The 26,483-nt window shown below is 68.3% G+C and carries 23 protein-coding genes and 2 pseudogenes; 10 read left to right on the top strand and 15 right to left on the bottom strand.

The annotated features are described in order from the left end of the window. Positions 1-9: 9 nt before the first annotated feature. From ACWDSI_RS00905 to ACWDSI_RS00895, 3 genes are all read right to left on the bottom strand, one after another. Positions 10-1,638, bottom strand: a complete 1,629-nt coding sequence (locus tag ACWDSI_RS00905; RefSeq protein ID WP_449755373.1) for a PucR family transcriptional regulator — start codon at positions 1,636-1,638, stop codon at positions 10-12. A gap of 82 nt (positions 1,639-1,720) precedes the next feature. Further along, complete coding sequence (locus ACWDSI_RS00900; RefSeq protein WP_449755372.1) at positions 1,721-2,425, bottom strand: GntR family transcriptional regulator; 705 nt, start codon at positions 2,423-2,425, stop codon at positions 1,721-1,723. Further along, positions 2,425-2,964 (bottom strand): HD family phosphohydrolase, encoded by a 540-nt coding sequence (locus ACWDSI_RS00895; RefSeq protein ID WP_449755371.1) that lies wholly within the window; start codon positions 2,962-2,964, stop codon positions 2,425-2,427. The genes ACWDSI_RS00900 and ACWDSI_RS00895 overlap by 1 nt, the downstream gene beginning before the upstream one ends. 98 nt (positions 2,965-3,062) lie before the next feature. Here ACWDSI_RS00895 and ACWDSI_RS00890 point away from each other — a divergent pair, with 98 nt between their 5' ends. The 8 genes and pseudogenes from ACWDSI_RS00890 to ACWDSI_RS00855 all read left to right on the top strand — a co-directional run bounded on the left by ACWDSI_RS00890 (position 3,063) and on the right by ACWDSI_RS00855 (position 11,659). After that, positions 3,063-4,217, top strand: a complete 1,155-nt coding sequence (locus tag ACWDSI_RS00890; protein ID WP_449755370.1) for a TIGR03364 family FAD-dependent oxidoreductase — start codon at positions 3,063-3,065, stop codon at positions 4,215-4,217. Between the two features lie 32 nt (positions 4,218-4,249). Beyond that, positions 4,250-4,933, top strand: a complete 684-nt coding sequence (locus ACWDSI_RS00885; RefSeq protein ID WP_449755369.1) for a phosphonatase-like hydrolase — start codon at positions 4,250-4,252, stop codon at positions 4,931-4,933. Between the two features lie 115 nt (positions 4,934-5,048). Continuing rightward, complete coding sequence (locus ACWDSI_RS00880) at positions 5,049-6,101, top strand: 2-aminoethylphosphonate ABC transporter substrate-binding protein (RefSeq protein ID WP_449755368.1); 1,053 nt, start codon at positions 5,049-5,051, stop codon at positions 6,099-6,101. Between the two features lies 1 nt (position 6,102). Next, positions 6,103-7,277: pseudogene (locus ACWDSI_RS00875) on the top strand (ABC transporter ATP-binding protein). A 53-nt stretch (positions 7,278-7,330) separates the two neighbouring features. Continuing rightward, positions 7,331-8,170, top strand: a complete 840-nt coding sequence (locus tag ACWDSI_RS00870; protein ID WP_449755691.1) for a 2-aminoethylphosphonate ABC transporter permease subunit — start codon at positions 7,331-7,333, stop codon at positions 8,168-8,170. Continuing rightward, positions 8,170-8,967 carry an ABC transporter permease gene (locus tag ACWDSI_RS00865; RefSeq protein WP_449755367.1) on the top strand — a complete coding sequence of 266 codons (798 nt, stop codon included), beginning with the start codon at positions 8,170-8,172 and terminating at the stop codon, positions 8,965-8,967. Before ACWDSI_RS00870 ends, ACWDSI_RS00865 begins: the two co-directional genes overlap by 1 nt. 99 nt (positions 8,968-9,066) lie before the next feature. Then, a complete protein-coding gene (pruA, locus tag ACWDSI_RS00860; protein ID WP_449755366.1) occupies positions 9,067-10,701 on the top strand; it encodes an L-glutamate gamma-semialdehyde dehydrogenase in 1,635 nt (544 codons plus the stop codon). Positions 10,702-10,711: 10 nt separating this feature from the next. Continuing rightward, on the top strand, positions 10,712-11,659 hold the full coding sequence (locus ACWDSI_RS00855) for a proline dehydrogenase family protein (RefSeq protein ID WP_449755365.1): 948 nt from the start codon (positions 10,712-10,714) through the stop codon (positions 11,657-11,659). A gap of 375 nt (positions 11,660-12,034) precedes the next feature. On the opposite strand, the gene ACWDSI_RS00850 is transcribed toward ACWDSI_RS00855, so the two are convergent. The 6 genes from ACWDSI_RS00850 to ACWDSI_RS00825 form a co-directional block, all read right to left on the bottom strand. Beyond that, positions 12,035-12,586: a molybdenum cofactor biosysynthesis protein gene (locus tag ACWDSI_RS00850; RefSeq protein WP_449755364.1), complete on the bottom strand. Its 552-nt coding sequence runs from the start codon at positions 12,584-12,586 to the stop codon at positions 12,035-12,037. Positions 12,587-12,611: 25 nt separating this feature from the next. Next, entirely contained in the window at positions 12,612-14,192 is a 1,581-nt protein-coding gene (locus tag ACWDSI_RS00845) for an AAA family ATPase (RefSeq protein WP_449755363.1), read from the bottom strand. A 91-nt stretch (positions 14,193-14,283) separates the two neighbouring features. Next, positions 14,284-15,168 (bottom strand): catechol 1,2-dioxygenase, encoded by an 885-nt coding sequence (gene catA / locus ACWDSI_RS00840; protein WP_449755362.1) that lies wholly within the window; start codon positions 15,166-15,168, stop codon positions 14,284-14,286. Between the two features lie 101 nt (positions 15,169-15,269). Continuing rightward, positions 15,270-15,554 (bottom strand): muconolactone Delta-isomerase, encoded by a 285-nt coding sequence (gene catC / locus ACWDSI_RS00835; RefSeq protein ID WP_449755361.1) that lies wholly within the window; start codon positions 15,552-15,554, stop codon positions 15,270-15,272. Positions 15,555-15,572: 18 nt separating this feature from the next. Then, on the bottom strand, positions 15,573-16,676 hold the full coding sequence (locus ACWDSI_RS00830) for a mandelate racemase/muconate lactonizing enzyme family protein (protein WP_449755360.1): 1,104 nt from the start codon (positions 16,674-16,676) through the stop codon (positions 15,573-15,575). Then, positions 16,673-17,608, bottom strand: coding sequence for a LysR substrate-binding domain-containing protein (locus ACWDSI_RS00825; RefSeq protein WP_449755359.1), 936 nt, complete (start codon positions 17,606-17,608; stop codon positions 16,673-16,675). Before ACWDSI_RS00825 ends, ACWDSI_RS00830 begins: the two co-directional genes overlap by 4 nt. Positions 17,609-17,988: 380 nt before the next feature. Between ACWDSI_RS00825 and ACWDSI_RS00820 the strand changes: the two genes are divergently transcribed. Next, a complete protein-coding gene (locus tag ACWDSI_RS00820; protein ID WP_449755358.1) occupies positions 17,989-19,251 on the top strand; it encodes a DUF222 domain-containing protein in 1,263 nt (420 codons plus the stop codon). 165 nt (positions 19,252-19,416) lie between these two features. On the opposite strand, the gene ACWDSI_RS00815 is transcribed toward ACWDSI_RS00820, so the two are convergent. From ACWDSI_RS00815 to ACWDSI_RS00800, 4 genes are read right to left on the bottom strand one after another with little or no spacing between them, the layout of a single operon-like run. Further along, complete coding sequence (locus ACWDSI_RS00815; RefSeq protein ID WP_449755357.1) at positions 19,417-20,112, bottom strand: 3-oxoacid CoA-transferase subunit B; 696 nt, start codon at positions 20,110-20,112, stop codon at positions 19,417-19,419. A 14-nt stretch (positions 20,113-20,126) separates the two neighbouring features. Continuing rightward, entirely contained in the window at positions 20,127-20,981 is an 855-nt protein-coding gene (locus tag ACWDSI_RS00810; RefSeq protein ID WP_449755356.1) for a CoA transferase subunit A, read from the bottom strand. Then, on the bottom strand, positions 20,978-21,748 hold the full coding sequence (gene pcaD, locus ACWDSI_RS00805; RefSeq protein ID WP_449745665.1) for a 3-oxoadipate enol-lactonase: 771 nt from the start codon (positions 21,746-21,748) through the stop codon (positions 20,978-20,980). Before pcaD ends, ACWDSI_RS00810 begins: the two co-directional genes overlap by 4 nt. Then, positions 21,745-22,968, bottom strand: coding sequence for an acetyl-CoA C-acetyltransferase (locus ACWDSI_RS00800; RefSeq protein ID WP_449755355.1), 1,224 nt, complete (start codon positions 22,966-22,968; stop codon positions 21,745-21,747). Before ACWDSI_RS00800 ends, pcaD begins: the two co-directional genes overlap by 4 nt. A gap of 93 nt (positions 22,969-23,061) precedes the next feature. Here ACWDSI_RS00800 and ACWDSI_RS00795 point away from each other — a divergent pair, with 93 nt between their 5' ends. Further along, entirely contained in the window at positions 23,062-23,955 is an 894-nt protein-coding gene (locus ACWDSI_RS00795; protein ID WP_449755354.1) for a LysR substrate-binding domain-containing protein, read from the top strand. A gap of 27 nt (positions 23,956-23,982) precedes the next feature. Here the strand turns inward: ACWDSI_RS00795 and ACWDSI_RS00790 are convergent, their stop codons facing one another. Then, complete coding sequence (locus ACWDSI_RS00790) at positions 23,983-25,566, bottom strand: FAD-dependent oxidoreductase (RefSeq protein WP_449755353.1); 1,584 nt, start codon at positions 25,564-25,566, stop codon at positions 23,983-23,985. Continuing rightward, positions 25,563-26,447: pseudogene (locus tag ACWDSI_RS00785) on the bottom strand (FAD:protein FMN transferase). The gene ACWDSI_RS00790 and the pseudogene ACWDSI_RS00785 overlap by 4 nt, the downstream one beginning before the upstream one ends. Between the last annotated feature and the right edge of the window lie 36 nt (positions 26,448-26,483).

Here is a 26,483-nt window from a genome sequence, read left to right as displayed (position 1 = left end):
CGGCTCGGCTCACCGGGCGGGCGGCCGGGCACGCAGCGACAACGCGACGACGAGCCGGGTGGCGGGGTCGTCGAGATCCATGCCGGTCAGTTCGCGCACCCGGCGGATGCGATACCGCAGCGTGTTCGGATGCACATGCAGCGCCGCGGCGGCCGCGCGGACATCGCCGAAATGGTCGAGGTAGGCGCGCAGAGACGCGGTCATGTCCCCGTCGCTGCGCGCATCGCGTTCGGCGAGTTCGGTGACCCGGCTGTCGATCAATTCGGGATTGGCCGCCAGCAGGGCAACGATCTCCCCGAGCAACACACCGGTCTGCGACGCCGCGACGGTGGTGACCTCGTCGATGAGATCGCCTTCGCGCCGTGCCGCGTCGAGCACACGGTCGGCCTGCGCACGCAGCGCCGGCACCGCCGACAAGCCGTCGGCGGGACCCGACACCACCGCCCGCGCCCGGGTGTCGGCCTGATTCCGCGTCGCCGACACCGCCGTTCGCGCCCATGCCACCGTCGGCTCGATTTCGGCGCCGGGGACCACCACGTATGCGCGCCCACCGATGGCGACGGTCACCGACAGTGGGCTGTACGCACTCGCACGCAGCGTCAGCGCCGACACCACACCGGTGGGCACATCAGAACCCGCAACCGGCCCCGGCCCGTCGAGGCCGCCGAAGGCCACCACCATCACCGGGTCGTCGGGGGCGATGCCCAGCTGCGTGCCCAGGAACGGGGCGTCGACCGCCTCACCCCGCGTGCCCAGCAGTCGCCGCACCAGTTCGTCGTGTGCGCTGCCCACCGACCGGCGACGCGAGATCACGCGCGCGGCGACGGCCGCGGCGCCCACGAGAACCTGCGCGGCATCGTCGGACATGGGTGCGCTGCCCTGCTGCAGCCACATGGTGCCGAGGAAGTCACCGGGCGTGCCGGTGGTGGACGGCGCACGGATGGCCACGGCGAGCCGCGGTCGCAGACCGAGGTCGGCTCGTTCGTCGACGGTGACCACATCGGTGGAGGTGCGCAATGCGTCCATCACCCCCCATTGACGCAGCCAGGCCAGCATCGCCGGTGGGCCCTCGCGACCCAGGATCGACAACCGTCGCAGCTCGTCGGCCTCGTCGCCGGCGCTGCTGTAGGCCAGCACATGCGAGCGTTCGTCCTCGATGCTCACCAGGGCGCCGGTCCGCCGGGCCACCTCCGCCGCGAGTTCGAACAGGTCGCCGATGTTTCCCGCGCGCATCGATTCCGCGGTCTCGCCGCTGTCCACACCACGGGCGGCGTCGAGCACCCGGGTCACGAGGTTGTAGATCCGTTCCCATCGTGCGGAGGGGTCGACGGCCACCACCGCCACACCCAGCGATTCCGCCTTGGCCACCAGGCGCTCCGACGGATTCTTCACCAGGACCACCACGGGCGGTGCCGCGATCACGTCGTTGAGCAGGCGGGCCGCGGAATCCTCGTCGAGTCCCACGAGCAGGAACAGGTGCGCACCGCGGGCGGCGCGGCCGAGACCGAGTTCGACGTCATCGGTGTCGATCATTGCGATGTCGGAGATCGGCATGTCCAGTCCCCGGGGTGCGGTCACCAGGGTCGCGACGGTCCGGTCGAGGGCGAGCAACAGATTTCCGAGGCCCACGCCAGACATCGTCAGAGTGTACGTCGCTTGTTCGTCGGCCTGCCGGTCACTCGCCTGCCGGTCACTCGCCTGCCGTTCACTCGCCTGCCGGTTACTCGCGCAGTGTCGCCTGGAAGGCGATGCGGTCACCGCGATAGATCGACCGCACCATTTCGATCGGGTCATCGTGCGCGTCGAGTGAGCGCCGGTGCAGCAGCAGCAGCGGCATTGCCGTGGTCGTCTCCAGCAGTCGTGCCTCGCGCGGACTCGGGAGCGCGGTTTCGATGCGTTCCTCGGCGCTGGTGAAGGTGACACCCTCGGCGCGGATGGCCGCGTAGAGCGACGTCCCGGGGTCGAAGGAGTGGTAGAAGCCGCCGAAACGATGTTTCGGGAGATATGTGCTCTCCAGGCCGAGTCTGACGCCGTCGGCCAGCAGCACCCGCTCGAGATGCATCACCGACGTACCCGGCGCCAGCCCGAGCCCAGCGCACACGGCCTCGTCGGCTTCGATATCGTTGAACGACACCAGGATTCGTCCGGGCACGCGGCCATGCTGTTTGGCGCCCTCGGTGTAGGACCGCAGTGAGAGTGGTTGCACCAGTTTGGGTGCCGAGACGACGGTGCCGCGCCCCCGCCGCTCGATGCGGCCCTCGACGATCAGGTCCTGCATCGCCTGCCGCACGGTTTCACGCGACACCGAGAACTGTTCGGAGAGCGCACGTTCCGGCGGTACCGCATCGCCTTCCTCGAGGTCGTCGATGATCCGTTCGAGCGTGGTGCGCACCCGGTAGTACTTGGGCTCCTCGGCACTGACCATCAGCCGGCGACACCCGCCGCCATGACCCGGCCGGCCACGGCCATCACCTCGGCCGGATCGAGCCCCGCGGCCCCGGGAGTCTTGGCGGCGTCGTCGTAGCGCCGCAACCGGATCGCGTCGGGCCACCACCGGTGTTCCGTCCACTGCCGGCCGACCAACTGTGCACCCCCCTGGGCCGCCAGCGACCGCACCGAGGTGGCGCTCAACCCGGCCGCATACTCGTGGTCGGTGGCCGCCAGCCATTTCTTGGCCGCGACGTGGGAGCCGGCGAGCCAGCCGACACGTTCGCCGAATCGTGGCGTCAACCAGCGCCGTGCCGCCTCGTCATGGGGTGCGTCGCTTCCGATCATCGGGCTGTGGGCGACGTCGTGGAGCACCGCGGCCAGCACGAGTTCATCGTCGGCGTGGTCGGCCGTGGCGAGGTGACCGGCCTGCAGCGCGTGGTCGAGTTCGTCGACCGCTTCCTCGTCCCACACGTTCCGCAACGATGCGAGGACGGCCGAGAGTTCGGCGAGCGGGTCGGCATCGTTCAACACCATGGGCCCATGGTACCGAGACTGGTCTAGACCAAGAGTTCACGACGCGTTTACGCGCTGTCCGTTGTTTGGTCTAGACCAAACGGCGCAGACTAGGCGTCATGAAGGTGATCGTCGTCGGAGGTGGCGTCCTCGGCACCGCCCATGCCCTGCATGCGGTGCAGCGCGGACACGAGGTGGTGCTGATCGAACGCGAAAGTGAGGCCCGCGGTGCCACCGTCCGCAACTTCGGACTGGTCTGGGTGTCCGGTCGCGCCGACCACGAGTTGGCCGCGGCCCAGCGGGCGCGCGATCTCTGGGAGAAGATCGGCGCCGACATCCCCGGCATCGGGTTCCGGGCGGCCGGCTCGATCACGTTGATCCGCACCAATTCCGAACTCGGCGTCGCCGAGCAGGTGATGGCAAAACCCGACGCCGCCGACCGGGGCTTCGCGCTGATCGAACCCGACGAGATCCGCGCACTCAACCCGGCGTTGCGCGGCAGCTTCCTCGCCGGGTTGCACTGCAGTCGCGACGGGGCCGTCGAATCCCGCATCGCACTGCCCGCGATCCGTGCACATCTCGCCGGCACCGGCAGGTTCACCTTTGTGCCCGGCAGGGAGGTGACGTCGATCGAGAGCTCGGGCACGGGCGTTGCGGTCGGTGATGACGCCGGGGCGATCCACCGCGGCGACACGGTGATCTACTGTCCCGGTGCGGCGCACGGCGGCCTCACCCGCGAACTCGTGGGCTCCCGACCGCCGGTCCGGCGGGTACGGCTGCAGATGATGCAGACCGCCCCGCTCGGCGAACCCCTCACCACCGCGATCGCCGACGGCGACAGCTTTCGCTACTACCCCGCCTTCGCCGGCGATGCCCTCAGCACGCTCGACGCCGTGCAGCCGCAGCGCCCGGTGGCCGCCGACCATCACATGCAGTTGCTGTGCGTGCAACGCCTACATGGTGGCCTGACCATCGGCGACACCCACGCCTACGACCGGAACCCGGACGGCAGCGACGCCGACACCTTCGCTTTCGACGTCACCGAAGAACCGTACCGGCATCTCACCGAGGTCGTCGAAACCCTTCTGGGACGACGGATTCCACCCATCGAACGACGTTGGGCCGGCGTGTACTCGCAATGCCTCGACCCCACCGCCCTCGTCTTCCGTCGCGAGGTGACATCGGGCGTTTGGGTGGTGACCGGCCCGGGCGGTCGCGGCATGACGCTGGCACCGGCCATCGGCGAACAGACCGCAGACCTCATGGGTCTGTGACCGTCCACCCATCCAGACCAGGAGGTCCCATCTTGTCCGACAAGCACATTCGGCTCGCCGCCCTCGACATGGCAGGCACCACGGTGGCCGACGACGGCAGCGTGCTCGACGCCTTCGACGCCGCGACCGCGTCGGTGGGACTCCCCACCGACGGCGACGGTCACGCCCGTATCCGACAGTACGTCCTCGACACCATGGGGCAGTCGAAGATCACCGTGTTCCGCCACCTCGTCGACGGCGACGAGGACCGCGCACAGCAGGCCAATACCGCGTTCGAGAAGGCTTACGACGCAGCCGTTCTCGACGGCGGGGTGCGGCCCATCGACGGCGCCGCCGACACCATCGCCCGGCTGCGCGACGCGGGCGTCAAGGTGGTACTGACCACCGGTTTCAGCGCATCGACCCAGCGTCTGCTGCTTGACTCGCTCGGCTGGGCCGACATCGCCGACCTGGCCCTGGCGCCGTCGGCGGCGCTGCGTGGACGGCCCTACCCGGACATGATCCTGCAGGCACTGATCACGCTGCAGGTCGACGACGTCCGGGAGATCGCCGTGCTCGGCGACACCGCCAACGACATCCTCAGCGGCGTACGCGCCGGAGCCGGCCTCGTCGCGGGCACCCTCACCGGCGCACACGACGAGGCGACGCTGCGGGCCGCCGGAGCCACCGCCATCATCGCCGACATCACCGCACTGCCCGACCTGCTCGACGCCTGACCGCAGTTCCACCACAACCGTTGTGGCGCAACGTCGCACCACCACAGAGCCCTACCATTCCGAACCCACCCGTTCACGCCGACCCTTCACCACACATCCACCAGGGGGATTCCTCATGCGCTCTACACGTCTGTCCCGCCGCGCACTACGAGCCGTGGCGCTGGCCGCCGGTGTCGCGGCATTCACGCTCACCGCCGCCTGCGGCGGCACCGGATCGTCGGATTCCGGCGGCGACACCGTCACCCTGTACACGGCCGACGGTCTCGGCAGCTGGTACAAGTCGGAATTCGCCAAATTCAAGGAACAGACCGGGATCTCGGTCAACATCGTCGAGGCCGGGTCCGGCGAGGTGGTGTCGCGGGTCCAGAAGGAGCAGTCCAACCCGCAGGCCGACCTGCTGGTGACCCTGCCGCCGTTCATCCAGAAGGCCGACGCCGAGGGCCTGCTCACGCCGAGCGGCGTCGACACCGCGGGCGTGGCGCCGGGCAATCTCTCGCCCGAGGGCACCTACGTCGGCATCGTCGACAACTACCTGTCCTTCATCCGCAACCCGTCGGCTCAGCCGGTGCCCGCCACCTGGAACGACCTGCTCGAACCCCGATTCAAGGGCAAGATCCAGTACTCCACGCCCGGCCAGGCCGGCGACGGCACCGCGGTTCTGCTGCTGCTGCAACACCTCATGGGCAATCAGCAGGCCCTCGACTACCTGGCCAAACTCCAGGTCAACAACGTGGGGCCGTCGAGTTCCACCGGCAAGCTGCAACCGAAGGTGAGCAACGGCGAGTTGCTGGTGGCCAACGGTGACGTGCAGATGAATCTCGCGTCCATCCGCGACGACGGCTCGAAGTTCGACGTCTTCTTCCCGGCCATGCCCGACGGCTCGCGCACCACGGTGTCGCTGCCGTACTACGCCGCGCTCACCAAGGGGGCGCCGCACGCCGACGACGCCAAGAAGCTGCTGACCTTCCTGTTGTCCAAGGACGTGCAGACCACGGTGGGGCCCGACGCGCTCGGCGTGTCGGTGCGCACCGACGTCCCCGCCCCGACCGGATCGCCGAGCCCCACGCAGACGATTGCCGGCGTGACCATCTGGCGGCCGGATTGGAAGAGCGTGCTGAGCACCCTCGATGCCGATGTCGCCGCGTATCAGAAGGCCACCGGGAGCTGACATGGCCACCGAACCCACCCGCCGCCGTGTGCTGAGCACCACCGAGATCGACTCGACGACAACCTCGGCGGCCGCGGAGTCCAGTGCTCGCGCCCAACCGGCCATCGCTTTCGACCGGGTGTCGGTGACCTACGGTCGGGGCAAGAAGTCCACCGATGCACTGCGAGACTTCACGCTGCGGGTGACCCGCGGCGAGACCATCGCGCTGCTCGGTCCCAGCGGGTCGGGCAAGTCCACCGCGCTCAAGGCGCTGGCCGGTTTCGTCCGGCCCAGTGCGGGACGGGTTCGATTGTCCGGCAACGACATCACCGATCTGCCACCGGCCCGCCGCGGCATCGGTGTCGTGGTCCAGTCCTACGCACTGTTCCCGCACATGCGGGTACGCGACAACGTGGCGTTCGGATTGCGGTCGCGGCGCATGCCGCGGCGCCAGATCGCCGAGCGCGTCGACGAGGCGCTGACGATGGTCAGCATGTCGGAGTACGGTTCCCGGCTGCCGCGGGAGTTGTCCGGCGGACAACAACAGCGTGTCGCCATCGCGCGGGCCCTGGCGATCCGACCCGAGGTGCTCTTGCTCGACGAACCGCTCGCCGCGCTCGACGCGGCCCTGCGCCAGACGATGGTGGGCGAGCTCCAACGGCTGCGGGATGCGTTGCCCGACACCACGATGCTCTACGTGACGCACGATCAGACCGAGGCCCTCGCCTTGGCCGATCGGATCGGGGTGATGCGCGACGCGATGCTCGTCGACATCGGCACCGCCGAGGAACTGTGGAACCGGCCGCCCAGCGGTTTCACCGCAGCCTTCCTCGGCGGCGCCAACCTGCTGCCGTGCCGGGTGGGTCGCGTGTCGGGTACCACCGCACTCGTCGAGGTCGGGGAGCGGATGCTGTCGGCCGCCGCACCCGAGCCCACGGCACGGTGGGCGCCCGGAATGCCGCGCACCTGTGCATCCGGCCGCACGAGATCGAGGTCACCGCGGCGGCGGCGCATCAGGTGTTGCGGGCGCGAGTGACCGCGTCGGTGTGGCGCGGGGCCACCACCCGGCTGACGGTGTCGGTGGAAGGTCTGCCCGACCAGCTGATCGACGCCGACGTACCCGGGCGCGCCGATCACCCCGTCGACGAGATCGTCGGCATCCGGCTGCCGGATCCCGCGGGGATACTGGTTGATTAGGCGGGAGAACCGCGGTGACCGCGACACCGGCACTCGCCGAACGTCTCGACCCGATCCCCGCGCCGCCACCGAACCCGGCGCCGCGTCGGATCTCCGCGGCGCTGTGGGTGATTCCGCCGCTGGTAGTGGTGGTGGTGATCGCGGTGTATCCGCTGGTGCGGATGCTCGCCGATTCCGCCGCGGGCACCGGTCAGAGCACCTGGGGCGCCGTGTTGAGCAGCCAGGTCTTCCTGCGGTCGCTGGGCACCACCGCGTGGATCGCGGTGGTGGCCACCATCGGGTGCGTGGTACTGGGAACCTTCCTCAGCGTGGTCCTCGCCTTCGTACCCTTTCCCGGCTCGCAGATCGTCGCCCGCATGATCGACACCGTGCTGGCGCTGCCGTCCTTCCTCATCACGCTGGCGTTCACCTTTCTCTACGGCACGGCCGGCGCGGTGAACGCCCTGATCGCCGATGTCACCGGAACCCGGCCGCTGAACTTCCTGGCCACCCCCTGGGGCGTGATCGCCGCCGAGATCACGTTCTTCACCCCGTTCGTGGTACGACCGTTGCTGGCGTCGTTCGCGGTGCTCTCCACCGATCAGCTCGACGTCGCCGCCGCGCTCGGCGCATCTCCGTTCCGGGTGCTGCGGTCGGTAGTGATGCCCGAGGCATGGCCGGCACTGGCGGCCGTACTCCTGTTGACACTCAACGAGTTCGGCATCGTCGCCTTCACCGGCGCCAAGGACGTCACGACGCTGCCGGTGCTCATCTACACCCGCGGCATCGTCACCTTCGACCTGCCGGGCGCCGCGGTGATCGCCACCGTCCAGGTGGCGCTGTCGTTGGTGCTCTACGGCGCCTACCGGGTGATCTTCGCCCGGCTGATGTCGGTGCGTGAGGAGGACAGCTGATGTTGTTGTGGACCCGAACCAGCAGAGCGATCGTCTGGACAGTCTTCGCCGTGGTGGTGCTCGTGGTGTTCGTCGCGCCCATCGCCACCGTGGTGATCGCCGGTTTCGCCGGCTCGTGGACCGGACCGCTGCCCTCGGATCTCGGCCTCGTCCACTTCGGCGAGGCGCTCTCGGGCGACAATGTGGCCTCGCTGTCGGTGAGCCTGCAGACCGCGTTCATCGCCGGTGGGATCGCCCTCGTGCTGGGCACGTGGGCGGCGCTGGCCGCCCGGGAGGCCCCCGGATCACTGCGACGGCTGACCGACGCACTCTTCCACCTGCCGATCGCGGTGCCGTCGGTGGCGATCGGTCTGGGTCTGCTGATCAGCTTCAACGCACGTCCGCTGCTGCTCGGCGGCACCAAGTGGATCGTCATCGTCGCGCACACCGTGCTGGTGTTGGCTTTCGCGTTCAGCTCGGTGTCGGCGGCCCTGGAACGGCTCGACCCCGCCTACCAGCAGGCGGCGGAGTCGCTGGGCGCCGGTCCGGTGCGGGTGCTCACCCGGGTCACGCTGCCCCTGCTGTTGCCGGCATTGGGCGCTGCGGCGGGCCTCGCGGTGGCCTTGTCGATGGGTGAGCTCGGCGCCACGGTGATGGTGTATCCGGCAACATGGAAGACATTGCCGGTGACCATTTTCGGGCTGTCCGACCGCGGTCAGGTGTTCTCCGCGGCGGCGTGTACCACGGTGTTGCTGGCCACCACCCTTGTGGCGTTGATCGGGTTGGGCAGCATCCGCTCCCGGGCTGCGGCGCGCTGAACCGCTCTCGTCCACCTTTGTCCAGTTCGACAATGATGAGCGGCTTCTCTTTGCCAATTCTCCATAGGATTGGGAGGTAAGTCCTGGTTGGCTGGGTGTATGGACGCGATCACCACACCCCCACGCCCCGTGAACGAGCCCGTGCACACCTACGCCCCGGGCACCCCTGAACGCAGCCGCATCGTTGAGCAACTGGCCGCGCAGTCGGCCGCCGAACCCGTCGAACTGCCGCACATCATCGGCGGCGCCGCCACCGTCGGCGACGGCGAGCGTATCGACGTCGTCCAGCCGCACGCGCACCGCGAGGTGCTGGGCACGCTGACCAACGCCACCCACGACGATGCGCGGGCGGCGGTCGACGCCGCACTCGCCGCCGCCGAGGCGTGGGCGCACACGAGCTTTGATGATCGTGCCGCCGTGCTACTGCGTGCCGCCGATCTGCTCAGCGGACCGTGGCGCGAACGGATCGCCGCGGCCACCATGCTCGGACAGTCGAAAACGGTGCAGCAGGCCGAGATCGACGCACCCTGCGAGCTGGTCGATTTCTGGCGCTTCAATGTGGCGTTCGCCCGCGAGATCCTGGCCGAGCAGCCGATCTCGTCGCCGGGCGTGTGGAACCGGCTCGATCACCGGCCGCTCGACGGGTTCGTCTACGCCATCACGCCGTTCAACTTCACCGCGATCGCGGGCAACCTGCCCACCGCACCGATGCTGATGGGCAACACCGTCGTGTGGAAGCCCTCCCCCACCCAGGCGTACGCCGCCCACCTCACCATGAAGCTCCTCGAAGAGGCCGGCCTGCCCGCGGGTGTGATCAACCTGGTCAACGGCGACGGCATCGCCGTCTCCGACGTGGCGCTGGCCGACGAGCACTTGTCGGGCATCCACTTCACCGGGTCGACGGCCACCTTCCAGCACCTGTGGCGCGAGGTGGGCACCCACATCGATCGCTACCGCAGCTATCCGCGACTCGTCGGCGAGACCGGCGGCAAGGATTTCGTGGTGGCGCACGCCTCCGCCGATCCCGACGTGCTGCGCACCGCGCTCATCCGCGGCGCTTTCGAGTACCAGGGCCAGAAGTGCTCGGCGGCATCCCGCGCCTACATCCCCCGGTCGGTGTGGCAGCGTATGGGAGACGACTTCCTCACCGAGGCAAACGAATTGACCTACGGCGATGTCCGTGATCTGGGCAACTTCGGTGGTGCCGTGATCGATCGCCGGTCGTTTGACAAGCAGGTCGCCGCGATCGACCGTGCCAAGACGGTGCCGTCGATGACGGTGGCCGCGGGCGGTCAATGCGACGACTCCGAAGGCTTCTTCGTCCGGCCGACGGTTTTGCTCGGCGATGATCCCACCGACGCGGCGTTCTCCACCGAGTACTTCGGGCCGATCCTGTCGGTGCACGTGTACGACGACGCCGACTTCGACGCCACGCTGCGCATGGTCGATTCCACCGCGCGCTACGCGCTGACCGGATCGATCATCGCCACCGATCTGAGTGCGGTCGCCACCGCATCGGACGCCCTGCGCAACGCCGCGGGCAACTTCTACATCAACGACAAGCCGACCGGCGCCGTCGTGGGCCAGCAGCCGTTCGGTGGTGGCCGCGCCTCGGGCACCAACGACAAGGCCGGGTCGAAGGCCAACCTGTTGCGCTGGACGTCGACCCGCACGATCAAGGAAACATTCGTCCCGCCGACCGAATCCGGCTACCCCCACATGGCATCCGAGTGAGGACCCACAGATGAGCAAGATCTTCGATTCCGTACTGCGCCCGGTGATCACCAAGGCCGCGGGCAGCGACCGCATCAAGGAGACGTCGCAGCGACTGTCGGTCACCCAGAGTGTGGTCAATCGGTTCGTTCCCGGTGAGACCGAGGGCGATGTGCTCGCCGCGATCGGTTCCGCGTTGGCCGACGGGCTGTCGGTGACCATCGACTACCTCGGCGAGGACACCACCGACGAGGCGCAGGCCTCCGCCACCACGGAGGCGTATCTTTCGCTGCTGCAGCACATGTCGACGCTTGACGCCGCACCCGGACGACTTGAGGTGTCGCTCAAGCTCACTGCGCTCGGGCAGTCGCTGCCGCGACACGGCCGCAAGATCGCCGAAGAGAACGCGCACACCATCTGCGCGGCCGCACGGTCGGCCGGGGTGCTGGTCACCGTCGACGCCGAGGATCACACCACCGTCGACGAACGGATCGACATCGTACGGTCACTGCGCGGCGAGTTCCCCGAACTCGGCACGGTGCTGCAGGCCTACCTGCGGCGTACCGAGGACGACTGCCGTGAGTTCGCGGCGTCGGGCGCGCGAATCCGGTTGTGTAAGGGCGCCTATGCCGAGCCGGCCGCCGTGGCCTACCCCGATCGCGCTCAGATCGACGAGGCGTACCTGCGATGCCTGCGCATCCTGATGAAGGGCAACGGCTATCCGATGGTGGCCAGCCACGACCCGACCATCATCGAGGCCGCGCAGATCATCGCCGCCGAGTTCGGTCGCGAGCCGGGCAGCTGGGAGCACCAGATGCTCTACGGCATCCGCACCGACGAGCAGCGACGCCTCGCCGCCGCCGGCGCCGGTGTGCGGGTGTACATCCCCTACGGCCAGGAGTGGTACGGCTACTTCGTGCGACGTCTCGCCGAGAAGCCCGCCAACCTCGGCTTCTTCCTGCGGGCGCTGGTGAGCTGACCCGGTCGAGCGTGCCCAGATCCCCGTCGAGCGTGCCCAGAACCCCGTCGAGCGTGCCCGGATCCCCGTCGAGCGTGCCCAGAACCCCGTCGAGCGTGCCCAGAACCCTGTCGAGCGTGCCCGCGGGTGGTTTCGACAAGCTCAACCAGCGGGGGGCGCTCAACCAGCGGGGGGCGCTCAACCAGCGGACGGGGGGGTTTCGACACGCTCAACCAGCGGACGGGGGCGCTCAACCAGCGGACGGGGTGGTTTCGACAGGCTCAACCAGCGGGGGCGCTCAACCAGCGGGGGTGGGCACTCAACCAGCGGGGGCGGGCGCTCAACCAGCGGGGGGCGCTCAACCAGCGAGGGGCGCTCGACCAGCGGGCGGGGCGCTCAACCAGCGGGGCGGGGCTGGGCGCGCCTGACCTGATCGGCGGACCGGGCGGCGTCGAGTTCGACGTCGGTCCGGATCGTCGCCGGACCCAACGACAGCACCCCCGAGGTGAGCGGCTGGGCACGTAGTCCTCCCCGGCCGATCAGCGCCTTGCGGGTGCCCGTGCCGGCCATGGTGTCCATCCACGCGCACGGGTGCGCGGGTCGGCCTCCCCGGAAACGTATCCACCCGTCGCCGGTGTCGATCTCGAATTCCCTGCCACGCAACGGGTCGAGTTCCAGACCACGGACGACGATGTTGCGTCGCGCCACCACGGGATCGACCCCTCCGGCGGCGGCCCGCCACGCCTCGATCGCCAAGAACGTCACCGCCGCCTCGGTGTGCGCACGCACCCCGAAGAACCGGTCGCCCACGATGCCCTTGTCGGCGACGATCTCCACGCGATCCGGGGTGACGGTTTCGACGTCGTCGGCGGGCCCGTCCTTCGGGCGCCCGAAGTACGCATGCAACGGTGACCGCAGCAGCGTCACGATCTCGAACGGATACTCCACTCCACCAGGGTAGAACGCGCCCGCGTCACCGCTGCTCCGCCGGAACGTAGTGCAGCCCACGAAACACCGCACTGCTGGCGAAGACCGACGCGTCGGGCTCAACACCGCGGTGGCGCGCCATCCGCAGGGCGAGCCGCAGCAGCATCTTGATGTCTCGTGGCGTGATATCCGGGAAGCCGCCGACGAGATCGTCGAGGAGGTCTTCGCCGAGCATTACGTCGTTGCCTGCAGCGAGGATCTGCCACACCTGACGCGCGTCCTTCTGCCCCGGCGGCCGATACTCGATGACCGCGGCGCATCGGGCCAGGATGGCCTCGTCGACGCCGTCGATCCGGTTGGTGGTGAGAAACAGCAGCCCGTCGAAATACTCGAGGGTGCGCAGGAACTCGGCGACGATCGCGTTCTGCGAGAGGTCGAGTCCGCGTTCCATCACGAAGACGTCGGCCTCGTCGAGGAGCAGCACCGCATCCCAGCGTTTGGCGCGATCGAAGATCACCTCGAGATTCTTGCGCACCAGATCCGCGGTCACCCCGAGCGACCCGGAATGGATCGAGTACAGCGGGCGTGCGGTGACCTCCGCGTACACCTCGGCGGTCAGCGTCTTACCCACACCCGGCCGGCCCTTCGCCAGCACCACGTTTCCCGCCGACTTACCGTCGATGATGTCGCCGGTGAACACCGAGATGTCGGTGGTGAGGATGTTGAGCAGCTCGCGCTGGTCGTCGGGCAGCACGAGCTTGTCTTGAAGGTGCTCGTCGTAGGCATACTCGCTGAGGTCACCGGTGTTGACGTCGAGGAAGTCCTGCGCACCGAGATCGAACACCCGGACAGCGGTGATCACCGGAACCGGACCGTAACTGTCCCCGGAGAACAGGATCGACGGTGCCACCGTGCGCAGCGCGGCGATCTCGCTCGGCGCGACGTCGTGCACCACCTTGCGGTTCTCCCGTTTGTTCGGCGACCGGTAGTCGTCGGTGCGAATCACCTTGCCGCTGAAGCGGAATTGCTTGCCGAACCCCTCGTCGATGATGCGTTGATAGCGCTCCCGCCGCGCCTGGTATTCGGCCTTGAGATCGGGCGTCTCCTTGTAGGCGCCCCCGGCGACCAGCACGTCGGCGGGCGTCTTGCCCACCACCTCGGTCTCCTCGAAGTAGAGCAACCGCGGCTTGCGCGACGGGCGTTTGACGGTGGCATTGTCTGCTTCCATCGTGAACTTGATGCGCGGGCCGTGAGTGCGGTCGGCGTGCTCCATCACGATGTCCATCACCAGGTAGGGATGGAGGTATCCGTCGGATTCCCGTACATACAACCACCCGTCGATCAGGTTGTGGCACAAGAAGCTGCGCAACATCTCGGTCGCCGCGTCGATGTGCGGGATGGTGGGGAAACTTCCGGCGCGCGCGGCCCGGACGGCGGTCACCGCGCGAGCAAACGACTCGTCGGCAACGGACTCGGCGGTGGCGACGAGGTCGTCGAGGGCGGCGTCGGTGAGATCGCGGTCGGCGATGGCGATCTCGGGTGACCGCCACGACCGGGCTTGACGACGCGCGGCCGCCAGGTCCTCGGACGCGGTCGCGGCGACGAGGCCGGTAGGTGCTACCAACATGACGATCCTCCGAATCGGGTTGGCGCGGCGGCAACTTCACCCACCGCGCCGGCCCGACACTTCATTGTCTGTTCAGGACTTCATTGTCTACTCAGGCCTCGGGGTCGAGCACGAAATCGTAGACGGTGACGAAGCCCTCACCGTCGGGGTTCGGCGTGACGTCGAGCATCAGCTCGGGCTTCACCGCCGACGCGATGTCGTCCTCGTTGTGCGGATCGCCCGGGAAGTACAGCTGCGACGTGATCAGCTGATAGCCGGGGGCGCTCACCTTGAAGTGCAGGTGCGCCGGGCGCCACGCGTGCCAGCCGGCTGCGGCGATGAGCTGGCCGCAGGCACCGTCGGTGGGGATCATGTAGGGCGCCGGACGCAGCGTGTGGATCTCGAAGTTGCCGTCCTCGTTCGCAATCCAGGTGCCACGCAGATTCCATTCCGGCAGGCCGGGGGCGAATTGCGAGTAGAAACCGAGATCGTCGGCATGCCAGAGTTCCACCTTCGCGCCCGACAGCGGAGTGCCGTCCACCGCACGCACCTGCCCGGAGAACACGAGGGGGTTGCCGGGTTCGTCGTCGCGCATCGGAATGGTGCCGTTCCAAGCCAATTCGGGCGAATCAGGCATGTAGTAGGGGCCTTCGATGGTGCCCTTGCTGCCCTCGCGGTGGGCGTTGGCCACCTCTTCCACCGAGTGCTCGAGCCACACGTCGAGGAACAGCGGCCATTCACCGTCCTCGCCGGTCTTGATCAGCCATGCCTTGAGTGCGTTGTATTCGGTGTAACTCACCTGATCGTCGATGACGATGTCGTTGAGCGCCTTGATCACCTTGGTGGCCAGATAGTCGACGCGCGCGGTGTCGACCACGCCGTCGCGGTGTCCGCCGGCGGCCATGCGCTGACGGAACTGGGCCGACGCGTTGGCACCTGATTCGGCTGCCTTCGCGGTCACTTCGGCGTCGAAGCTGCTGTCGATGGTGTTGGTCATGATGGGTACTCCTTGTTGAGCGAACTGTTGTGGGGGGCTGTTGTGGGGGGGTGTTGTGCTGTGGGGCTGTCGTGTTGGTCGGGTTGCGCTGCGGGTGAGACTCAATCCGCAGCGATGTCCGATGGGTGGGTGGCCAGCGGGGTCACCCGGATCGTCATATAGGGAAAGAGGGGCAGTGCCGACAAGATGTCGTGTAGTTCGTCGTTGTCGGCGACGTCGAAGATCGAGAAGTTCGAATACTCGCCGACGATCCGCCAGATGTGCGGCCACTTGCCGGACCGTTGCAGTTCTTGCGAATACGCCTTCTCCCGGGCCACGGTGTCGGCCCGAATGTCGGGGTCGAGATCGTGGGGGATGGTGACGTCCATCCGAACGTGAAAGAGCATCGGCATGTCTCCTCTCGGTCAGCGATCGAGCCGATAGTGGGCGAGTTTGTCCGCGTCGATCTCGATGCCCACCCCCGCATTGGGGCTGGTGTGCAGTTGTCCGTCGCGGATCTGGAGCGGCTCGGTGAGCAGGTCGTCGCGCATGTCGAGGAAGTTCGACAACTCCCCCGCGTACCGGGAGGTCAGCTCGAAGGCCGACCCGAAGGCCAGGGCGCACGCGGTGCCGACCTGTCCGTCGATCTGGTTGCCGATCACCACCTCGACGCCGAGTCCTTCGGCGAGGTGGTGCACTCGTTGCGACGCCGTGAATCCGGTGCGCGCGGTCTTGATACTGATCGCGGTGGCCGATCTGGCGAGGATCTCGCGGGTGACGTCGGCGGCGGTCGGTACGGATTCGTCGGCGATGAACGGGACGTCGAGATGTTCGACGAGCCACCGCCGGCCGAGCACATCGTCTGCGGGACAGAGTTCTTCGGCAAACAGGAGATCCAGGTCGGCCATCTCGTGCATGGCACGCAACGATTCTGCCGCCGACCATCCTCGGTTGCCGTCGACGTAGAGTTCGATCTCGCGGCCGAAACGCTCACGCAGCGCACGCACCACCGCGGTGTCGAGCCCAACCGGGCGCCGACCGACCTTGACCTTGAAGGTCGAGATCCCGTAGGTGTCGCGCATCTTCTCCGCCTCGGCGACCATTGTCGACGGCTCGTCGAAGCCGAGCATGTGGCTCACGCGCATGTGATCGCCGAATCCGCCGAGCATTTCGGTGACCGGCAGTTGCAGGGTCTTGCCCAGGGCATCCCAGATCGCCATGTCCAGTGCCGCTTTCGCGGTCGGGTTGCCGACCGTGCGTCCGAGCCGGCCCACCATCACCTCGCGCTCGAGGAGGGTGAGTCCGGTCAGGGCGGGCGCGAACACGGTCTCGATCACCGCGACGATCCCGCGCTGGGTCTCGCCGTAGGTGAACGGCCGCGGCGGCGCCTCCGCGACACCGACGATGCCGTCGTCGGTGTGCACCCGCACCAGCACATGCTCGGCGACGTGCACCTCGCCGGAGGCGAACCGAAGCGGCTTGCGATAGGGGATGGCGAACGGGATCGCCTCGATCTCAGTGATTTTCACGATGTGAGGTCCTCTCCGGGGCCGACGCCCGGCGTAGTCAGCAACTGGGTGGAAAGGTCGAAGGCGGACGTGATCACCCCGGCGACGGCCTCGACGACGGGATTGTCTTCTCCGGCGCGCCACGCAAGCGCGGTCTCGATGGCGTCCGCGTCGTCGAGGTCGCGGATCACCACGCCGTCGACCGGAACCTTGTGTACCGAGGCCGGCAGGATGGACACCCCCAGACCTGCGGCAACCAGCGCCAGCAGCACCGGAGTGCCCGACGCCTCGTGTGCCCGGTGCGGCGCGAAACCCGACCGGCGACAGGTGCGAGTGACGGCGTCGTTGACCGCCGAGTGCCTGCTGTCGTACATGACGAAAGGCTCGGCACGCAGGTCGCTCACCGACACCACCGGCTCCACCGCCAACCGATGGCCTGCGGCGACGGCGAGCACCAGCGGTTCCACCTCGATGGTGTGCACGTCGATGCCGTCGCCGATCACCGGCGGTCGCAGGACTCCTAGATCGATTGTCTTGTTGCGCAACGCTTCACATTGCATGGGGGTGAGCATGTCGGTGGCGATGACAAGATCCACATCGGGCAGTTCACGCGCCACCGTGCGCGCGATCCGCGGGAGATGGGAGAACGCGGCGATACCCGTGAGCCCGAGTCGCACCCGGCCGCTGCGGCCGGCGGCGATCCGACGGACGCCGTCGACGGCGTCATCGACCTCGGCGAGGATGCGCCCGACCTCGGTGCGTAGATACTCCCCCGCGGGGGTCAGCGCGACCTGGCGGGTGGTCCGCGTGAACAAGGTGGCGCCCAACTCGGACTCGAGCTGACGGATGGCGTACGAGAGGGCCGGCTGAGCCACATGCAGGCTCGCCGCCGCCTGCCCGAAATGACAGGTGTCGGCGACCGCTGCGAAGTAGCGCAGATGCCGGAGCTCCATGTCTCGCGCCTTTCGTCGTCGGTGAGCGAACGCCACGTGTGGCATCGGGAACTTCACCCGCGGTGTGTGACCCTCACCACGTTGAACACCACGCTAGGCCGCCGATACATACGAGACAAGGACTTGTTTTGGGGCTATTAATCGATTCTGTTTATCAGCCTGATGCTTGGTCAGCGCTACGGGCGCTCGGATGCGATCGCCGTCGCGGTGCTGCATGGTCGTCGAGCGTGCCCGAATACCCGTCGAGGCTGGTGTGACGGCTGTCTACCACAGTCGACTCCCGTTCACCCCTGTGATTCATCGCCGTGAGCAGGAAAATAGGTATTGACTCGAACACATGTACGAGTACTATGGGTGATAAGACCGACTTGGGGGAACACGTGACCATCACTCCGACGGCAGCCGCCGACGCGCTACGCACACCGACCATCGACGAGCACGCCACCGGCCGCGACATCTACGAGGGGGTGATGACGTTGATCGAGATCCGCAACCTCACCGACCACCACCTATCGGTGCACGTGGCGGCGCTCGAGCGCCTCGGCGTCGCCAGACAACACGGCCGCAGCACCCGTGAGCTCCTCATCATCATGGGCCTCGCGCCCGCGGCGGCTCAACGCCTCCTCCGTATTGCCACCGCACTCGACGCAGTGGCCCCGGCGGCTGCGCATGCCGCCGACGGCGTGGTTTCTGGTGAGCACATGGATGCGATCGTCCGTGGCGTGAGCCACGTCGAGCGTCGCAGCCCCACGCCCCTCGACAACAACACCCGCGAGTCCGTGATCACCGACCTGATGGCGCAACGTTCCTCCGGCGCCACTCCCGCCGAGATCGCCGAACGAGCCCGGACCCTGGGAAACCAGATCGCAGCCCACACCGACGGTGGGTTACCGCCGGGCGAAGACCGCACCGTCAACTCCCTCACCCTGACCAAGGAGGATGGCCGCACGCAGGTACGTGCCGACCTGGACACCGTCACCGGGGAAAAACTCTGGACCGCGATCGACAGGATCTCCGAACCCCGCCCCCAACCCGACGGCTCCCGCGATCCCCGTTCACCCGAGCGGCGACGCGCCGATGCGCTGGAAACGATCCTCGACCTCGCCACCAACAGGGGCCGGTTCGCGGGGCCGAAGGTGCCCGCACCACAAACCCGGATCGCGCTGACGATTCCCGCCGACACTCCGTCACTGTCCTCGCTGCAATTCCTCGGCTCGGTGACCGAAGCCACCGCCAAGAAGCTCGCCTGCGACGCCACGATCAGCGTCGCCATTGTCGACGGCGAACAAGTACCCTTGTCCGTCGGCCGGGAGAAACGCCTGTTCACCTCAGCCCAACGCCGAGCATTCGCGTGCCGCGACAAAGGATGCGTCAAATGCGGTGCACCCGCATCCTGGACCCACGCCCATCACATCGTGCACTGGGCCGACGGTGGGGACACCGACGTCGACAACGGCTGCCTGCTCTGCCCCGCCTGTCACGATGACGTTCACCACGGCGGTTGGGAGGTCATCATGGGCACCGACCGTCACCCCTGGCTCCGTCCGCCGGTCAGCGTTGACTCCCGACGCGAACTCATCGAGTCCTACCACCGACGCCGCATGCACGTCGCCGACCTCCCTGACCTGACGATCGCCGCCTGAGCAGAAGACCCTACGCCGCAGCACCTTTCGTGCACCCGACACGTCGGGACCGCACACGCTCCTTGAGAACTCCACACAGATATCGGGGACCACCCACCATCCCGTGCTCGACGGCTGCCGACCGCGGTGCGCAGCACGAGACGGTCGGCCTCCCACGCCGGTGGTCTACACGGCAGCAGTGATGCCGTGATCCCGCACGCTTTGATCCTGCACGCTTTGATCCTGCAGAGTTCGATCCCGCACGGATGCGGCAGTTTTCGCGATGACCGTCTCGAGGTCCACGCCGGGGGCGAGTTCCACCAGATCGAATCCGTCGTCGACGACGTCGAACACCCCGAGATCGGTGATCACGCGGTCCACCACGGACTTGCCGGTGAGCGGGAGTGTGCACCGGTCGACGAGTTTGGCGTCGCCCTTCTTGCTGACGTGCTCCATCAGCACGATGACGCGGCCGGCGCCGTTGACGAGGTCCATCGCTCCGCCGATGCCTTTGACGAGCGCTCCGGGCACCATCCAGTTGGCGAGGTCACCGTTGGCCGCCACCTGCATGCCACCGAGTACGGCCACGTCCACGTGGCCGCCGCGGATCATCGCGAAACTGGTTGCGGAGTCGAAGTACGACGCACCCCGGACCACCGAGACGGTCTGCTTGCCCGCGTTGATGAGGTCGGGGTCCACCTCGTCGTCGTACGGGAAGGGTCCGACGCCGAGGATTCCGTTTTCGGCGTGCAAGGTGACGCCCGAGTCATCGGGCAGTTCGTCGGGAATCAGTGTCGGCAGTCCGATGCCGAGGTTCACATAGTCACCGGGCTGCAGTTCGTGCGATGCGCGGGCAGCCATCTCGGTGCGGGTCCAGGTCACGGTGTCTCCTCGTGTCAGCCGACCGGAATGGCGGCGGTGGTGGTTGCGGTGTCGGTGTTCTCGCAGCCCTGGCGCACCGGCCGTGGCCGGGTGGTGCGCTGCTCGATCTCCTTGCGCCCAGCCTGCTCGGGGGTGAGCTCGACGATGCGCTGCACGAAAATGCCGGGCAGGTGCACGTCGGCGGGGTCGATCGCTCCGGCCTCGACGACTCGCTCGGCCTCGACGATGGTCACGCGCCCGGCCATCGCCGCGGGCGGGTTGAAGTTTCGTGCGGCGGCATGGAATTGGCAGTTGCCGGCGGTGTCGACGACGGCGGCGCGCACCAGCGCGTAGTCGGTGACGATGGCCTCCTCGAGCACCATCTGCTTGCCGCCGAATTCGCGTACCTCTTTCGGCGGCGAGGCGAGTGCCACCGATCCGTCGGGCGCGTAGCGCCAGGGCAGTCCGCCCTCGGCGACCAGCGTGCCCACTCCGGTCGGGGTGTAGAAGGCGCCGATCCCGCTGCCTCCGGCGCGCATCCGCTCGGCCAGCGTGCCCTGCGGGGTGAGTTCGACGGTCACCTCACCGGCGAGGAACTGCCGCCCGAACTCCTTGTTCTCCCCGATGTAGGAGGCGATCACCTTGTCGATGCGGCGCGCCTCGAGCAGCAGGCCCAGGCCCGCGCCGTCCACCCCGCAGTTGTTGGAGACGATGGTCAGTCCGTCCGCACCCTGCTCGAGGAGGGATTCGATGAGGAACCACGGGATGCCGGCAAGCCCGAATCCGCCGACCGCGAGACTCGATCCCGACGGGATGTCGGCGACAGCGGCCGCAGTCGACGCCGCGATCTTGGACGTGTGCGGTGTGTTGGGGCCGGCGTGGCGAGTCATGACTGCTCCAGGTGGTTGATGATTGCGGGGGTGATGATTGCGGGTTGTTCGGCGTTGGCGAGGTGGGCGGCGTGGTCGACCACCAGCAACCGTCCGTCGGGGACGGCGTCGACGATCTCGGCGAGACGCTCGGGTGGTGTGGCGGGATCGTCGGCACCGGCGATGGCCAGCGTGGGCGCCTTGATCGCCGACAGGTCGCCGCGCTGATCCATCGCGGCGATGGCCTCGCAACAACCGGCGTAACCCTCGGCGGGCGTGCCGGCGATCATGTTTCGCCAGGCGGCCACCTGATCACGCTGCCCGGCAAGGTAGTCCGGGGTGAACCAGCGGCTCAGGACACCGTCGGCGACGGCACCGGAGCCCGCGTCGCGCACCGTGGCGGCACGCTGCACCCAGGACGAAGCCGGCGGGAAATGCGCCGCGGTGCACAGCAATACGACACGGTCGACGCGTTCGGGATTGCGGATGGCCACCCGCATCGCGGTCATGCCGCCCAGCGAGAGACCGACGAGATGCGCGGAGTCGATACCGAAGCGGTCGAGCAGGGCCACGAGGTCGTCGGCGAGATCGTCGATGCTGTAGGGGCCCGACGGCACCGGTGATGCGCCGTGTCCGCGCGTGTCGTAGCGGAGCAGCCGGAACCGCTCCTCGAGGACATCGCGCTGCGCGTCCCACATGCGGTGGGTCGACCCCAGCGAATTGGACAGCACCACCACCGGCGCATCGGCCGGTCCGCTGAGCGTGGCGGCGAGATCGACCGCGCTCACCGGGCCACCTCGAAGATCGCGGCCAGTCCCTGCCCGCCGCCGATACACATGGTCTCCAGCACGTACCGGGCATCGCGTCGATGCGCCTCGTAGGCGGCGGTGGCGAGGATGCGGGCGCCGGTGGCCCCGATCGGGTGGCCGAGTGAGATTCCCGATCCGTTCGGATTGAGTCGCTCGTCGTCGGCGTCGACCTTCCACTCGGCCAGCACCGCGAGAACCTGCGCGGCAAACGCCTCGTTGAGTTCGATGAGGTCGATGTCGTCGAGGGTGAGTCCGGCCCGGTCGAGGGCTTTCGCGGTGGCACCGACCGGCCCGATCCCCATCGTCTCCGGCGGGCATCCCGCCACGGCCCACGAACGCAACGCCAGCACGGGTTGCAGGCCGCGCCGGTCGGCTTCGGCGCGGGTGGTCACCACACACATCGCGGCGCCGTCGTTCTGCCCCGACGCGTTGCCCGCGGTGACGGTCGCATCCGGATCGACCTTGCGCCGCACCGCCCGCAGGGCGGCAAGCGATTCGAGGGAGACATCTGCGCGCGGATGCTCGTCACGGTCGACGACGACGTCGGGCTTGCCGCGCCGCCCGGGCACGGTCACCGCGACGATCTCGTCGGCGAACCGGCCCGACTCCAGTGCGGCGACGGCGCGCTGATGCGAGCGCACCGCCACCTCGTCCTGCTCGGCACGGGAGATCCGGTACTGCGCCCGCAGGTTCTCGGCGGTCTCGATCATGCCGCCGGGCACCGGATGCGACGCGCCGCCGGCGGTCAGCCGACCACGGTCGAGGCGATCCATCAACTCCACACCACCCTGCCGCACACCGGTGCGCAGCCCGAGCGCATAGTGCTCGACATTCGACATCGATTCGGCGCCACCGGCGATCACCAGACCGGCCGCCCCGGTGGCCACCTGGGCCGCGCCGTTGAGCACGGCCTGTAGACCCGATCCGCACCGCCGGTCCACCTGCATGCCCGGAACGCCGACACCGAGTCCGGCATCGAGGGCGGCGATGCGCCCGATGGCGGGCGACTCGCCGTTGGCGTACCCCTGCCCGAGGATCACGTCGTCGACATCGCCCTCACCGAGTCCGGTGCGCGCGACGAGTTCGCGCAGCAATCCGGTCGCCAGATCGGTCACGGAGAGCGGGGCCAGCGCCCCGCCCATGCGTCCGACCGGGGTGCGCAGCGGCGAACAGATGACGACATCGGTAGCGGTACTCATGGGTCCCACGGTAAGAACCAGCGATCATATTGTGAAGTATCCATTTGAGATCGAATGAGACTTTTCAGATATATATTGGTTTACGCTGGAGTGATGGAGCTGCGTCACCTGCGATACTTCCGCGCGGTGGCCGAGGAACTGCACTTCGGCCGCGCAGCGGCACGCCTGCACATCGCGCAGCCGCCGCTGTCGCAACAGATCCGGCAACTCGAGTCGGAACTGGGCCTCACCCTGCTGCAACGCTCCACACGCAAGGTGGAACTGACCCCGGCCGGCGAGGCCTATCTCGAACGGGTCATCGCAATCCTCGACGCCGTCGACAACGCCGGCACCCACGCGCAGCGCGTCGCCGAGGGACGGCAGGGACGTCTCGCGATCGGTTGCGTCGGGTCGGCGACCTACTCGCTGCTGCCCCGGCTGGTGCGCGCGTTGCGCGGTGAGCTGCCCGACGTCGACGTCAGCGTTCGTGGCGAGATGCTCGCGCCCGCGCAGATGGCGGCCCTCCTCGCCGGCGATATCGACCTCGCCTTGCTGCGTCCGCCGATCGCCGCACCCGAGGCGAGCGTGACCCACGTCCGACGCGACCGACTCCTCGTCGCTCTCGCCGACAGTCACCCACTCGCCGGACAACCCAGCGTCGCTCTGGCCGACCTCCGCGGCGAGGATTTCGTCTCGCACGCGGGCCGGGGCCGGTCGGTGATGCATACCCAACTCGCAACGCTCAGTGCCGCAGCGGGTTTCATCCCGCAGATCCGCCACGAGGTGGAAGAGACCTCCACTCTGGTGACCCTTGTCGCGGCGGGTCTCGGTGTCGCGGTGGTGCCCGAACCCACCGCCGCCCTCGGTGTGGCCGGAGTGCGTTACCTGCCGATACGCCCCGAGGTCCCCGGCGTCGACCTCGTCGCGGCGCACCGTGCCGGCGACGACTCCCCCATCGTCGAACGGGCGTTGAGCGTGCTGCACGGGGTCGCGGTCGACGACGGCTGAGCCGCCACCGTCGGTCACTCGGTCCGGTCAGTACCCGAGGAATGTGTCGGTGCGCAGCCGCCAGAAGCGCCACCCGACACCCGATTCCATCCGTCGCACCGACGTCGCGGTGTTCCGCACGAAGTCTGGCGCTCCCGACACGTAGTATCGCGTCGCGGCATCTCCGGTCCACGTCGCCCCCACGATCGCGGACAGCCGGGCCGGATCGGCGAATTCCTTTGCCGGGTCGGCGGATTCGATGACGTCGAGCTGGGCCCCGGCTGGCGCCGCGGCGGCGAGGTCGGCGGTATACACGGCACGGTCGGCGGCACGGACGACGTGCACGAGCCGCAGTCCGGTCAGGTTCTTGTCGCCGGCGAGCCCGGCTGCGACCATCGAGGCGAAGGGAGTGATACCGATGCCGGAGGCGATGAGAACCACCGGTGGTCGCCGTGCGGCGTCACGTCGCCACGCCCGGGGCAGCGTGAAGTCGCCGCCCACCACGTCGAGGTACAGCCGGTGCGTGGTTCCCTCGATCAGGGCGGATTTGTAGCTCGACACGCCGCCCGCGGAGCCGACGGTGAAACCGAAGCGCACCGCGTCGTCGTCGGGTGCCGAGGCGAAGGAGAACACGCGACGCGACCCGCCCCACAGCGGCGTCGACCACGACGGCGCGCTCAGCATGGCCCACTGCCCCGGGGTGAAACCGACCGGCGCCGACGAGCGGCCGTCGAGTTCGAAGGTCTGCGCGGCGATGGGCTTCGCACTCGTCGCCAGCACCGTGCGACCTGCCGGGGCTCGCCCGGCGAGTCGCACCGCGAAGGCGTACAGACAGCCGGCCAGCAGCGCGATCTGCGGCACGAATTCCAGGGTGAACGACGTGGTGATCTCGAATGTCTGCTGCCAGAACATGAGTACCGCGACGAGTGCCGCGTACACCGCTCGATGCAGGCGGGTCGACGGCGAGGTGAGCGGCTCGGGCAACATCACCGCCGCCACGAAGAACGTGGGCGTGGACACGAACCACAGCTGCAGATCCTGCCCGCCGCGAACGAGTTCGACCACGCCGATGGTGATCAGGGCGACGGCGAGGAACACCACGACCGGTTCCCACACCCGCAGCACTGTGACCAGCAACAACCCGATCACCACCATCGGCCAGAACAGCGGTTCGGCGGCCACCCACCAGAACGGTGAACTCAACTGCGTGCCACCGACACTCACGCCGGCGTAGGCCAGACCGTAGGCCACCACCGCGCCGGCGACGGCAGGGTTGACGATCAGCCGCCGCCGCCACACCAGCACGTACTTCGACGCCGCGGCGGCTCCGGCGGCAACGATCATCGACACCGCCGAGGCGACGTCGGTGATCCCCGGCATCAGGAAGAACAGGATGAGGCCGGTGATCGCCCACGAATCCGAACCCGGCGGCACCCGCACCAGCGCGGCACCCGCGACGGTGACCACCGCGCTCACGACGAGCGCCATCACGAGCGACACTGCCAGTGCGGCAGGACGATACGCGAACTCATCGTCGGTGGCGGCCACCACGAACGACACCGCGGTCAGCGCGACGAGCGCCACCAACACCGCGCGGTGCGCGGTGAGCCACGCCGGAATCAGTCGCGTCACAAGAACAGCTCCAATCCCGGCATGGCCGTGTGCTCCACGGTGCCGTTGCGGCGGACGGTCACGTGATCGACATCGACATCGATGTCGCCGGAGGTGACGTGCGATCGCAGGTCGCCCGCGGACACGAAGAACAGCGCCGTCGCCAACCCGTCGGCGGTCATGGCGTCGGGTGCGCTCACCCAGGTGGCCAGCACCTCCCGCACCGGTGACGCCGTCGAGGGGTTCACGATGTGGTGCCAGTCGGCCCATGCGCGACGGTTGCTCGCCGACGCGCACAACGCGCCGCCGGTCAGCGCGACGACCCCGATGGCCTTGCTGGGATCGAGCGGGTGCTCCAGCGCGATCCGCACCGGGGTCTCGCGCGGGGAGATCACCATGTCGCCGCCGGCGTCGACGATTTAGCGGTCGGTATGGCGGGCCACCAGCCGTGCGACCCGGTCCACCGCGAACCCCTTGCCCGCAGCACCGACGTCGAGCAGCGCCGGAGTCTTGAGGACCAGTTCGGCACCGTCCCAATCGATCACGTCATCCCAGCGAGGGGTCGGGCGGATGCGGTCGGCAACGCGCAGGGTGTAGTCGGCGTCGTAGCCGGCGTCGGCGAGCGTGCACCCGATCAGCGGCGTCACCGCACCGCGGGTTGCGTCGTGGAGCACTCGGTACCAGTCGAGCAACGCACGGTCGGGGACGGCGACCGGGTAGTGGCCGCCGGCGGCCGACATCCGCGCGACCATCGAATCGCGCCGGAACCGTGACCACACGCCGTCGATCCGGTCGATCTCTGCGGTGATCCGGTCACGCACCGCCCCCGACAACTCGCCCGCGGTGGTGATCTCCCAGCGGGTGCCGAGCGCATCGAAGGTCCAGTCGACGTCGTCGCTCACGGTGCACTCACCATGGCGCTCACCCGGGGCACTCGC

This window comes from Gordonia sp. NPDC003429 (genome assembly GCF_053588575.1).
The sequence above is the reverse complement of the archived record's forward strand: the minus strand, read 5'-3'. Positions and strand labels throughout refer to the sequence as shown.

What these genes read in the sequence shown, in the direction of transcription:
- ACWDSI_RS00800 (WP_449755355.1), bottom strand. Translation starts at nt 22,968, where the DNA reads ATGAGTACCGCTACCGATGTCGTCATCTGTTCGCCGCTGCGCACCCCG.
- ACWDSI_RS00865 (WP_449755367.1), top strand. Translation starts at nt 8,170, where the DNA reads ATGTTGTTGTGGACCCGAACCAGCAGAGCGATCGTCTGGACAGTCTTC.
- ACWDSI_RS00890 (WP_449755370.1), top strand. Translation starts at nt 3,063, where the DNA reads ATGAAGGTGATCGTCGTCGGAGGTGGCGTCCTCGGCACCGCCCATGCC.
- ACWDSI_RS00905 (WP_449755373.1), bottom strand. Translation starts at nt 1,638, where the DNA reads ATGTCTGGCGTGGGCCTCGGAAATCTGTTGCTCGCCCTCGACCGGACC.
- pruA (WP_449755366.1), top strand. Translation starts at nt 9,067, where the DNA reads ATGGACGCGATCACCACACCCCCACGCCCCGTGAACGAGCCCGTGCAC.
- catC (WP_449755361.1), bottom strand. Translation starts at nt 15,554, where the DNA reads ATGCTCTTTCACGTTCGGATGGACGTCACCATCCCCCACGATCTCGAC.
- ACWDSI_RS00795 (WP_449755354.1), top strand. Translation starts at nt 23,062, where the DNA reads ATGGAGCTGCGTCACCTGCGATACTTCCGCGCGGTGGCCGAGGAACTG.
- ACWDSI_RS00895 (WP_449755371.1), bottom strand. Translation starts at nt 2,964, where the DNA reads ATGGTGTTGAACGATGCCGACCCGCTCGCCGAACTCTCGGCCGTCCTC.
- ACWDSI_RS00880 (WP_449755368.1), top strand. Translation starts at nt 5,049, where the DNA reads ATGCGCTCTACACGTCTGTCCCGCCGCGCACTACGAGCCGTGGCGCTG.
- ACWDSI_RS00855 (WP_449755365.1), top strand. Translation starts at nt 10,712, where the DNA reads ATGAGCAAGATCTTCGATTCCGTACTGCGCCCGGTGATCACCAAGGCC.
- catA (WP_449755362.1), bottom strand. Translation starts at nt 15,168, where the DNA reads ATGACCAACACCATCGACAGCAGCTTCGACGCCGAAGTGACCGCGAAG.
- ACWDSI_RS00845 (WP_449755363.1), bottom strand. Translation starts at nt 14,192, where the DNA reads ATGTTGGTAGCACCTACCGGCCTCGTCGCCGCGACCGCGTCCGAGGAC.
- ACWDSI_RS00900 (WP_449755372.1), bottom strand. Translation starts at nt 2,425, where the DNA reads ATGGTCAGTGCCGAGGAGCCCAAGTACTACCGGGTGCGCACCACGCTC.
- ACWDSI_RS00825 (WP_449755359.1), bottom strand. Translation starts at nt 17,608, where the DNA reads ATGGAGCTCCGGCATCTGCGCTACTTCGCAGCGGTCGCCGACACCTGT.
- ACWDSI_RS00810 (WP_449755356.1), bottom strand. Translation starts at nt 20,981, where the DNA reads ATGACTCGCCACGCCGGCCCCAACACACCGCACACGTCCAAGATCGCG.